The sequence below is a fragment of the Anaerotruncus sp. 80 genome (assembly GCF_009936115.1).
GTDB classification, from domain to species: Bacteria; Bacillota; Clostridia; order Peptostreptococcales; family Anaerovoracaceae; genus Senimuribacter; species Senimuribacter intestinalis.
On sequence record NZ_QWES01000021.1, the window covers coordinates 54,435 to 64,916 of the forward strand.

Consider the following 10,482-nt stretch of genomic DNA (forward strand, 5'->3'; position numbering starts at 1 on the left):
GGAGGCGAATGAAATGTTAACACCAGTTTTAATTGTAGTTGCGATTGGTCTTGTCTGCGCAGTCATTCTGACCATCGCTTCCAAAGTGTTCTTCGTACCTGTTGATGAAACGTTTGCACTGCTTCGTGCGGAGCTTCCGGGCGCCAACTGCGGTGCCTGCGGATATAACGGTTGCGACGATTATGCCAATGCTCTGGCTGAGGATCATTCACTCAGCTGTTCCATGTGCCCTGTAGGCGGCGCAGATGTTGCCGCAAAGCTTGCGGAAGTGTTGGGCGTTGAAGCAGGTTCTGCTGACAAACAGGTGGCAGTTGTGATGTGCAACGGTACTAAGGATGCAGCAAAGACCATCATGGAATATACAGGTGTACAGACCTGTTCTGCTGCAAAGCAGTTTTTCGGCGGACTTTCCGCTTGCCCTTATGGCTGTATCGGTCTTGGGGACTGTGCTGCAGCATGCGACTTTGACGCGATTCACGTGTGCGACGGCGTAGCGGTTGTCAACAGAGATAACTGCGTAGCTTGCGGCGCATGTGCAAAGGTTTGCCCGAACTCCGTTATCAAAATTCAGAGCGCTAAGAACCTGGTTGTGGTTCAGTGCAAATCTGAAGCAAAAGGCGCAGATACCAGAAAGGCCTGCACTAACGGATGTATCGGCTGCAAGAAGTGCGAAAAGACTTGTAAGTTCGAGGCAATCACAGTGGAAAACAACGTGGCAAGAATCGACCCTGACAAGTGCAAGAACTGCGGACTTTGCGCAAAAGAATGTCCGACAGGCGCAATCAACAATATGCGCGTAAAGAAAGCGCCGGCAAAATCAGCTGAACCGAAAGCAGAAAAGCCGGAGGCTTAAAAAAGATTTTAATTTGCGACCTCGCCCTGTGGCGAGGTCGTTTTTCAAAGGAGATGAGATGCTTAGGGACATCAGCATTCAGGATTTCAGGTGCGTTTTCATCAAGCGTCAGCGATGAAATAATGGTTGACTTTTTGAAACAATTGTGTATAATTTATTTACAAATATGGAATTAAATGTAAGTAATAGGATCGAAAGGGGACCGATGAAAAGCAGTAAAGACTATGTCCAGTGGGAATTAGAAAATCAGAAGAAATTGTGTAGTGAATACCGAAAGGCATTAAAAGGTCTGCCTGAGGGCAGAATGTTTATGTCAAATCGTGGTGATAAACAGTACTATTATGATGCCGAGAGCCATGACTATATCGGTAGAGTTGACAATAAAGAAGTAGCTGGCAAGCAGCAGCGTTATTTTCTGGAGAAATCTATTTCGATTATGGAGAATAACATCAAAGCCGCCGATAAATATCTGAAAAATTTTAAGGATTACATGCCGGAAGCTGTGATGGACAGCCTTCCAGGAGCATATAAGTTTTCCACTTTAGAAGGACTTCCTAAAATAGTAGCTTTTGCAGATGGGGAAAACTGGGGCAATCAGCATTATGATAGAAGTATGAAATATCCGGAACACTTGATTCATAAAACGATGAAAGGCGATATGGTTCGCTCGAAATCTGAACTGATTGTGGCGGATATTCTATATCAAAGAAGAATTCCATACCACTACGAGGAGCCGATGCTCCTTGGAGGTAAGGAAATCGTTCCTGATTTTAAAATTGCAGTACGAAGCGAGAATCGTTTTAAATATTTGGAGCATTGCGGCATGTTGGGTGATCCGGGTTATTGTAATAGTTTGGTCTGGAAAATGCAGCAGTATATGCGCTATGGATATGTGCCATGGAAAGACGTGATATTTACCTTTGATAACATGGACGGCAGTATAGACACCATGACAATTAACAGAATCATTGATTTCTTTTTCGTTTAGATGGCGGGGAAACAGTGGGCTTGTGCATATCTCCAGAAAAACAACATAAAATATGCACAAATCTTCTAGAGACTGTGCATATTTTTAATGATTTTTCTTCTCATATGCATTTTCAACGATAAAAAAGCGTGAAATGGCGTGATAACTGATGGGTTGCAGTGCGAAACGTGCATAAATAATACAATAATCCCGAAAATATGCAGACTGGTGTGCATATTTTCGGGATTTTCTTTAAAAATATGTATTTTGTTGCGGCAACAGCCTCCATGTAAGGGTTGGCGCTGAACTGCCTGCACCTTAATACGGACACACGCACTTAGTTTTTATCAGAACATCGCTAATTTCACGGGCGGTATCTTTTAGCTGAAGGATAATCGCATCGACATCCTTTGTGAAAAGACGAGATTTTGGTGCTGTAATGCCAATATTGGCATTGATTTGTCCAGTATGATTGAAGAGAGGCACGCTGAGACAGAATAGACCGTATTCGTTTTCCTCGTCATCACAAGAAAAGCCGTTTTTTAAGATTTTAGCCTGCTCTTTTTTAAAGTCGTCGTAAGTGATAATGGTGTTATGTGTCAGTTTTTTCAAATGTGCATTTGAAAAGTACTCTGTTAGCTGTTCATCGCTCCAGGATGACAGAAACAGTTTTCCGGCAGAGCAACAGTTTAGCGTAGGAAATGGAAGAAGATTGGAAGTCAGTGCTGATTCTTCTCCCCGGCAGGAAGCCAGCGACAGGCAATGCTCCTGAAAGAGCACAGTTAGACCTGCACTCTCGCCGATAGAGGCAGAGAGTGACTGTAAAAAGGGCTGTGCGATAGAGGGGATAGAAAGCCGGGTCTTTACTGCTTCACTGTAATAAATAAACTTCAGTCCAAGACGGTAGTGGTCTGTCGGAACTACCTTTTCAATCAGTCCATACTTCTCCAAAGATTGTAGGATTCTATGTAAAGTTGCTTTCGGAAGATTGAGTTTCTTTTGGATATCGATAAAAGTACCTTCTTCCTCAAAAATACAATCGATGACACTGAGCGTTTTATCAATGGAGTTAGAGAATTCCTTGTTCTTTGTGTCAGACGTAATAAGTGGTTGTTTCAAGTCCTTCACCTCAATTAATTTCTAATGGTTATACAGTGTTCATTGTAACAAGGAAACCGAGAGATGTCAAATCTGTCACGAACAAAATAAATATACGAAAATATAAATAAAAATTCACAAAAAGATATTGACAAATTTCTGAAAATGGTTTACTATTATAAAAAAGAAAAATGGAACTGAGTTCCAAAATAGGAGGAACAACTATGAAAGCAAGAACAAAAAAAGGAATTGCTCTTTTGCTGATTTGTATGTTAGCTTTGGCTTCTCTGACTGGCTGCGGCGGTGGCGGAGATGATACTGAAGCAAGAACAGACCTTAACTGGGCATTATCAGCAGAACCAAACTCTCTGGATCCTATGGCAATCGCTATGATGAGCACATTTACCGTTACATATGCAATCTACGATAATCTGGTAGAGGCAAATGAAAACGGTGAATATGTAGAATCACTGGCAGAAAGCTATGAGATTTCCGACGACGAGATGGAATATACCTTTAAACTTCGTCAGGGTGTAAAGTTCCATAACGGAACAGAAATGACTGCTGACGACGTAGTATACTCCATCAACAGAACCATCGAAAAAGGCTGGGCAGCTGATATGACTGCAGCCATCGATAAGGTTGAAAAAGTAGACGACTACACAGTGAAATTAAGCTTAAAAGAGCCTTTCGGCGCTATGATTGGAAGCCTTGCTTCCCCTTACTTCTCCATCATGAGCAAAGCTTATGCTGAAGAAAATGGCGAAGATGCTGTAGAAAGAGCTCCGATGGGAACCGGCGCTTACAAATTCGTTGAATGGGTAAACGGCGACCACATCACTGTAGAAGCAAATGAAGAATACTTCGGCGGCGCACCTGCAATCAAGACAGTAACTTTCAAACCAATTACTGACAAGAACACTGGTCTTGTTGCACTGCAGGCAGGCGAAACTGACGCATTCTTAAATGTAAACAACTCCGATATCTCCGTAGTACAAGATGATGAAAACCTGGCATTCTACAGCACCGACATTGCTGCTGTACTGTCTCTGAACATGAATATCGAAGCAAAACCACTTGATGATGTAAAAGTAAGACAGGCTATCAACTACGCAATCAACAGAGAAAACATCATTAAGGGTGCGCTGGAAGGAAACGGAACTGCTGCAAACAGCTCCATTTCTCCGACCTGCGATGGTTACTCCGATAAAGTAGCAGGCTACACCTATGATTTGGACAAGGCTAAGGCACTGCTGAAAGAAGCAGGACAGGAAAACCTGAAATTAACAATTAAGATTAAAGAAGATGCGAAGATTCAGAAGGTTGCTCAGGTAATTCAGGCAGACCTGAAAGAAGCAGGCATTGAAGTTGAAATCGATATCATGGAAGCTGGCGCATATACCACAGATGTATATTCTGAAGGCGACTACGAAATGACAATTTCCTCTTGGTGCGCAATGTTTACTGACGCATACTCCCTGCTGTACAGCCAGTTCCATAAAGACTGCTACGGCGGAACCGGCAACATCACTCACGTTGTCAGTGATGAACTTTCCGGTAAACTGGAAAATGCGGCAAGACTGACAGGTGATGAAAAACAGGCTGCTTACGAAGATGTTGCAACAGACATCAGCGAACAGGCATACGTTGCGTCTCTGGTGTTTGAGCCAACCACAATCACAACAAATGCAAACCTGAAAGGCGTTGCAGCAGACGCACTGGGCATTTACAAAATCAAGAGAATGTCCTGGTAATTGCGCGAATAGACCTTGCGGTTAGTAAGACCGCTATAATGACAAAAAGAGGGTATTCACAGTGAAAATGGGGATACCCTCAAGTTTTCAAAGAGAGGACAGATTATGGTAAAGTATATTTTACAACGTCTGGGCATGATGGTGATTGTTGTGCTAGGAATCTCCTTTATCGTATTTACCATCATGAATTTGACACCGGGAAATGCGGCACAGCTAATTTTGGGGCAGAGCGCATCTCCCGAACAGGTTGCGAAACTGGAAGCTGAACTGGGCTTAAACGAGCCGTTCTTTGTACGCTATTTTGAGTATATTGTTGATATGTTTCAGGGAGAATTCGGAAATTCCTATCAGACAAAGCTTCCGGTATTTGAAGAAATTTTAAGCCGCTTTCCGACCACGCTGACACTGGCAGCTGTTGCAATGTTTTTTGCAACTTTAATCGGAGTACCGGTAGGTGTAATTTCCGCAGTGCGCCAGTATTCCTTTGTGGATGCAGTCAGCACTGTGGCAGCGCTCATCTTCGCATCTATTCCGTCCTTCGTATTAGGACTGGTTTTGATGCTGGTTTTCGCATTGAATTTACACTGGCTTCCAGCTACAGGTCTTCACGATATCACAGGCTATATCTTGCCGGCGGTCACCCTTTCCACGGGAACCATGGCAACCCTTGTGCGAATGACTCGTTCCACTATGCTGGAAGTTTTGAAACAGGACTATATCCGTACCGCAAGAGCAAAGGGGGCAGAAGAAAAGAGTGTTATCTTAAAGCACTCCCTGCGCAATGCGCTCCTTCCGATTATCACCGTAATCGGTGTAGACTTCGGATACTTGCTGGCAGGTACTGTAGTAATTGAATCCGTATTTGCAATTTCTGGAATCGGATCTCTTCTGATTACCAGTATTCGTATGAAAGATACGCCGGTCGTTATGGCGGCAATCATGTTTGTTACCATCGCATACAGCTTGGTAAACCTGCTTGTCGATATTATCTACGCTTATATTGACCCTCGTATCAAATCGCAGTATGAAAGGGCGTGATTACCGTGAAGAAACAAGAAAATGAAATGAAAGCACGCAGTCAGTTTACGGCAATCATGATGAGACTGCGTAAAAATAAACTGGCCATGCTGGGGCTTGCGATTCTGTTAGCCATGGCAATATTGGCCCTCTGTGCTGACTTTATCGCTGACTATGACACCCAGGTAGTCGGTCAGGATATGGACGCAAGACTGGAAGGACCGTCAGCAGACCATTGGTTTGGTACAGACCAGTTCGGCAGAGACGTTTTCGCCCGTATTATTCACGGCGCAAGAATTTCCCTGACCTTAAGTATTATCGCTATGGCCATTGCAGTTGCAATCGGCGCTATTATCGGTGCAATCGCTGGTTATTTCGGCGGCTTCCGTGACAATATTCTCATGCGTCTGATGGATATCCTGCTGGCAATTCCGCCAATGCTGATGTCTATTTCCATCGTTGCGGCTTTGGGGCAGAGCATGTCCAACCTTTTGATAGCCCTGTCTATCGCATACATCCCGGTATTTGCCAGAGTCATTCGTTCTTCGATTCTGTCCATCAAGGATCAGGAGTTTATCGAAGCGTCTCGTTGCTGCGGCAGTAACGACTGGCACATCATCATAAAGCATATCATTCCAAATGCCATCGGTCCGATCATCGTGCAGGAAACCCTTGCAATTGGTGCAACTATTCTGATTATCGCTTCTTTGAGCTTTATGGGTCTGGGCGTAAAACCGCCTGCGTCAGAATGGGGTACGATGCTCTATGAAGGCAGAGATTTCCTGCGTCAGGCTCCGTATCTGGTACTGATTCCGGGTACTGCAATCACCCTTGCGGTAATTTCCCTGAATCTACTTGGCGACGGTCTTCGCGATGCGTTGGATCCGAGAATGAAAAACTAGGAGGTGGCTGTTTTGAGCGAAAGAATATTGAGTATTGATCATATCTCGGCGGAATATCGCACAGACGACGGTGTATCCTCCGTATTAAACGACATTAGCTTTTCCCTGGACAAAGGGGAAACTCTGGGGCTGGTTGGAGAAACTGGCGCCGGAAAAACTACAACTGCGCTGGCTATTATGCGGCTTCTGCCAAAACATACCGGGTTTATCACCGGCGGAGAAATCCAGTTTGAGGGAAGTGGCAACCTTTTGGAGCGCACAGAGGCAGAAATGCGTGCCATCAGAGGACACCGCATCTCTATGATTTTTCAGGATCCGATGACCAGCCTGAACCCGGTACTTCGTATCGGTGACCAGATTAAGGAATCCTTTAAGATTCACATGCCGGATCTTTCCGATGAAGAAATGGAAAAGAAAGTGGATCAAATGCTGGAGATGGTTGGTATTCCTGCCAGCAGAAAGAGAGAGTATCCGCATCAGTTTTCCGGTGGTATGAAGCAGCGTGTAGTAATCGCAATCGCCCTGTCTTTGGAACCGGAGCTGCTTATTGCCGATGAGCCAACTACTGCCCTTGATGTTACCATTCAGGCGCAGGTGCTGCATATGATGCGTCAACTGAAGAAAAACCTGGGAACTTCCATTCTCATCACCCACGATCTTGGTATCGTATCTCAAAACTGCGACAAGGTTGCAGTGATGTATGCGGGAACTATCGTAGAGTCGGGAACGGCAGAGGAAATTTTCCTGAGCGAGTCACACCATCCGTACACCGTTGGACTTTTCGGTTCCATCCCTGATATGAAAAAACAGACGAAGCGACTTTCACCGATTGATGGTCTGATGCCTGATCCGATGGAACTGCCGACAGGCTGTGTATTTCATCCGAGATGCCCAAAGTGCATGGAAAAGTGTAGAACTGAAGTGCCAAAGGCAGTAAATGTGGATGGCGAGCATGTCATCAGATGTCATTTGTTCGAGGAGGTGGAAAGCCATGAGTAATACACCGAAGATTGAGGTAAAACACTTAAAGAAATATTTCAAAACGCCTTCCGGCTTGCTTCACGCAGTAGATGATGTGAGCTTTTCCATCGAAAAAGGACATACCCTTGGCGTTGTAGGTGAATCCGGCTGCGGAAAAACTACCTTGGGCAGAACTGTACTTCGTCTTGCTGAACCGACCGACGGCGAAATTTACTTCGACGGAGAGAAGATTACGGACTTTAATAAAGCAAAGATGAAACAGCTGAGAAAGAAGATGCAGTTGATTTTCCAGGACCCGTACGCGTCTTTGAATCCGAGACTTTCCGTATCGGAAATCATCCGAGAACCGATGGAAGTGGGGAAAATGTTCAAAACGAAAGCGGAAGTACACCGCAGAGTGAAAGAACTGATGGATGTAGTAGGTCTGGCACCGCGTCTGATTAACGCTTATCCTCACGAGCTGGACGGCGGAAGAAGACAGAGAATCGGTATCGCAAGAGCGCTGGCGACAGATCCTGAATTTATCGTCTGCGACGAGCCGGTATCTGCACTGGACGTATCCATTCAGGCGCAGATTTTGAACCTGATGATGGATTTGCAGGAAGAGCGAGAACTTGCTTATATGTTCATCACCCATGACATGAGTGTAGTAAAGCATATTTCCACGGAAATTGCGGTTATGTATCTGGGGCAGTGCGTTGAGCTGGCAGAGACAGGGGAACTTTTCAGAAACCCGAAGCATCCGTACACGCAGGCGCTGCTTTCGGCAATACCTGAAATTGACATTACAAAGAAAGACACAGAACCGGAACTTTTGCGCGGTGAGGTTACATCGCCGATTAACCCGGCAGAGTACTGCAGATTCTATCCAAGATGCAAATATGCTTGTGAGGCTTGTAAAAACGAGAACTATAAACTGGTGGAAATATCCGATAACCATTATAGTGCTTGTATCATGAACCAAAAGGAGCACATAGATTAGATGGAAAATAAAGAACGATTATTAGAAAATTATGCGGAGCTGATTTTGAAGAGGGGAGTAGGTCTTCGTGCGGGGCAGATTCTGGTGGTAGAAGAAACATCAGTAACTGCCATTGAATTTCTTCGCATTTTAGCGAAGAAAGCGTACGAGCTGGGCGCAAAAGATGTGGTAATTCATTTTACCGACCAGCAGCTGACCAAAATTCGTCTGGAGCATGCGAAAATGGAGACCCTGTCCGAAGTACCGGACTGGTGGGTCGAAGCAAGAACGTCTTATGCTGAAAAGGACGCATGCTTTTTACGCCTGAACAACGACGCGCCGGACGGACTGCGCGACGTAGAAGATGTAAGACTCGCAACATGGAAGAATGCTACATCGGCGACTTTGAAGGATTTGAGCTTCCTGAAAAAGGACAACCGTGTGAAGTGGAGTGCTTCCGCAATCCCGGGAGAAGAATGGGCAATGAAAGTTTTCCCGGATAAAACAAAAGAAGATGCAATGGATGCTTTATGGGAAGCGATTCTCAAATGCTGTTATGTGACAGAGGAAAGCGGTGTTGATGGTTGGGATAAGCACATCAATGAAATGCTTGAGAACGTGAAAAAAATCAATAATCTGGGGGTTCGCGGGCTTCACCTGCGCAATGGTCTTGGCACAGATCTTACGATAGAATTGTGTGATGACACAGTGTTCGTAGGCGGTATCTGCCACTGCCCGGAACCGCACGGCGAACTGTTTGCGCCGAATATTCCAACAGAGGAAATTCTTTCCACACCGCATAAATACAAAGTAAACGGCGTCGTTTACAGCTCAATGCCATTTGTTCATGCGGGCAATATTATTGATGGCATGCGCCTTGTATTTAAGGATGGCAAGGTTGTAGAGTACAGTGCAGAGGTGGGAGAAGACGTTTTAGCCGGCATTTTAGAAGATGAAAGTGCGCGTTATCTGGGCGAAATCGCTCTGGTTCCATTTGATTCACCGATTAACCAGATGGGGATTTTATTCTATAATACCCTCTTTGATGAAAATGCTTCCTGCCATTTGGCGCTGGGAGCAGGTTATTCAGATATGATTTTAGGAGAAGACCGCAGCATGGAGGCACTGGAGAGGAAAGGTCTGAATATTTCAGCTCTCCACGTGGATTTTATGTTCGGTACAGAGGATCTGGCGTGCACCGCAACTTGTGAGGACGGCAGTCAGGCTGAAATTTTCCGAGATGGGAAATTCTGTATCTAAATGGAAATCTGTTCATAAGGCAAGAGTGAAGAGCCCAGGTTTATAGATGCCAATGGCATTAAGTTAAGGGATTTAAAGATAAGTTAGTATTGTTCGCGATATTAACTTCTCTTTTCTTTCCCTTTGATTCAAGCTGATAAATTGTTTTTTGTAGATTTAAAAACACAACAAATAGACAAGAGCGTTCCCTTGTCAAAAAAATACTGTATATTTCAAATCTCTAAATGAAGTTTCAATTCCCCACCGCATGCCATACAGTTGTTTCAGAGTATCCGCAGGGAATTCATCAGTATCCGGCAGCTCTAAGCCATGCAGAATACCGGATGAATATTGATTAAAATCTTTCACCCGTATTAGATAAAACCCTCCTTTTTCTTGGATATGAGCCATGTTGTTATATGCCTCATATCCTCTGTCTGCAATCACAATTACATTTCCCTGCAGAGCGGATCTGTCCACCATTTCAGTTAACGCTTTGTTTTCTCCAGCTTCTTTGCGTTTGAAAACGACTGCATCCTCATAAGTGTGAGATTTCAGATTATATAAAGCATTCAAATGCAGCAGATTATAAGGCTTTGCACCTTCTGCTATTTGAAAAAGAGAGTCTTTATTGTTTAGATTAGTTGCGATTTGAATATCTGAACCATCAACAGCCAAGAGTTTATATCCTTTATAATTATCATTACTAT

General features: G+C 44.4%; 10 protein-coding genes. 8 read left to right on the forward strand and 2 right to left on the reverse strand.

Annotation, left to right across the window (positions count from 1 at the left end; all coding sequences use genetic code 11):
• The first annotated feature begins 13 nt into the window (after positions 1-13).
• Positions 14-853: an RnfABCDGE type electron transport complex subunit B gene (locus D1155_RS11520; RefSeq protein WP_160202555.1), complete on the forward strand. Its 840-nt coding sequence runs from the start codon at positions 14-16 to the stop codon at positions 851-853.
• A gap of 205 nt (positions 854-1,058) precedes the next feature.
• Positions 1,059-1,841, forward strand: a complete 783-nt coding sequence (locus D1155_RS11525; RefSeq protein WP_160202556.1) for a hypothetical protein — start codon at positions 1,059-1,061, stop codon at positions 1,839-1,841.
• Between the two features lie 297 nt (positions 1,842-2,138).
• Here D1155_RS11525 and D1155_RS11530 read toward each other — a convergent pair whose 3' ends face one another.
• Positions 2,139-2,939 (reverse strand): IclR family transcriptional regulator, encoded by an 801-nt coding sequence (locus tag D1155_RS11530; protein WP_160202557.1) that lies wholly within the window; start codon positions 2,937-2,939, stop codon positions 2,139-2,141.
• A 203-nt stretch (positions 2,940-3,142) separates the two neighbouring features.
• Here D1155_RS11530 and D1155_RS11535 point away from each other — a divergent pair, with 203 nt between their 5' ends.
• From D1155_RS11535 to D1155_RS11560, 6 genes are all read left to right on the forward strand, one after another.
• The gene (locus D1155_RS11535) at positions 3,143-4,672 is read left to right on the forward strand and encodes an ABC transporter substrate-binding protein (protein ID WP_160202558.1); all 1,530 of its coding nucleotides are present in this window, start codon (positions 3,143-3,145) and stop codon (positions 4,670-4,672) included.
• Positions 4,673-4,777: 105 nt separating this feature from the next.
• Entirely contained in the window at positions 4,778-5,710 is a 933-nt protein-coding gene (locus tag D1155_RS11540) for an ABC transporter permease (protein WP_160202559.1), read from the forward strand.
• 5 nt (positions 5,711-5,715) lie between these two features.
• Positions 5,716-6,591 (forward strand): ABC transporter permease, encoded by an 876-nt coding sequence (locus tag D1155_RS11545; protein ID WP_347560994.1) that lies wholly within the window; start codon positions 5,716-5,718, stop codon positions 6,589-6,591.
• A 12-nt stretch (positions 6,592-6,603) separates the two neighbouring features.
• The gene (locus D1155_RS11550; protein WP_160202560.1) at positions 6,604-7,590 is read left to right on the forward strand and encodes an ABC transporter ATP-binding protein; all 987 of its coding nucleotides are present in this window, start codon (positions 6,604-6,606) and stop codon (positions 7,588-7,590) included.
• A complete protein-coding gene (locus D1155_RS11555) occupies positions 7,583-8,554 on the forward strand; it encodes an ABC transporter ATP-binding protein (RefSeq protein ID WP_160202561.1) in 972 nt (323 codons plus the stop codon). Before D1155_RS11550 ends, D1155_RS11555 begins: the two co-directional genes overlap by 8 nt.
• Positions 8,555-9,793 carry an aminopeptidase gene (locus D1155_RS11560; RefSeq protein ID WP_160202562.1) on the forward strand — a complete coding sequence of 413 codons (1,239 nt, stop codon included), beginning with the start codon at positions 8,555-8,557 and terminating at the stop codon, positions 9,791-9,793.
• Between the two features lie 192 nt (positions 9,794-9,985).
• On the opposite strand, the gene D1155_RS11565 is transcribed toward D1155_RS11560, so the two are convergent.
• A partial coding sequence (locus tag D1155_RS11565; RefSeq protein ID WP_160202563.1) for a transposase occupies positions 9,986-10,482 on the reverse strand: 497 nt, incomplete at its 5' end.

Bases quoted from the DNA above. Each gene is read 5' to 3' on its own strand.
- D1155_RS11540 (WP_160202559.1), top strand. From the start codon at position 4,778: ATGGTAAAGTATATTTTACAACGTCTGGGCATGATGGTGATTGTTGTG.
- D1155_RS11520 (WP_160202555.1), top strand. From the start codon at position 14: ATGTTAACACCAGTTTTAATTGTAGTTGCGATTGGTCTTGTCTGCGCA.
- D1155_RS11555 (WP_160202561.1), top strand. From the start codon at position 7,583: ATGAGTAATACACCGAAGATTGAGGTAAAACACTTAAAGAAATATTTC.
- D1155_RS11525 (WP_160202556.1), top strand. From the start codon at position 1,059: ATGAAAAGCAGTAAAGACTATGTCCAGTGGGAATTAGAAAATCAGAAG.
- D1155_RS11535 (WP_160202558.1), top strand. From the start codon at position 3,143: ATGAAAGCAAGAACAAAAAAAGGAATTGCTCTTTTGCTGATTTGTATG.
- D1155_RS11560 (WP_160202562.1), top strand. From the start codon at position 8,555: ATGGAAAATAAAGAACGATTATTAGAAAATTATGCGGAGCTGATTTTG.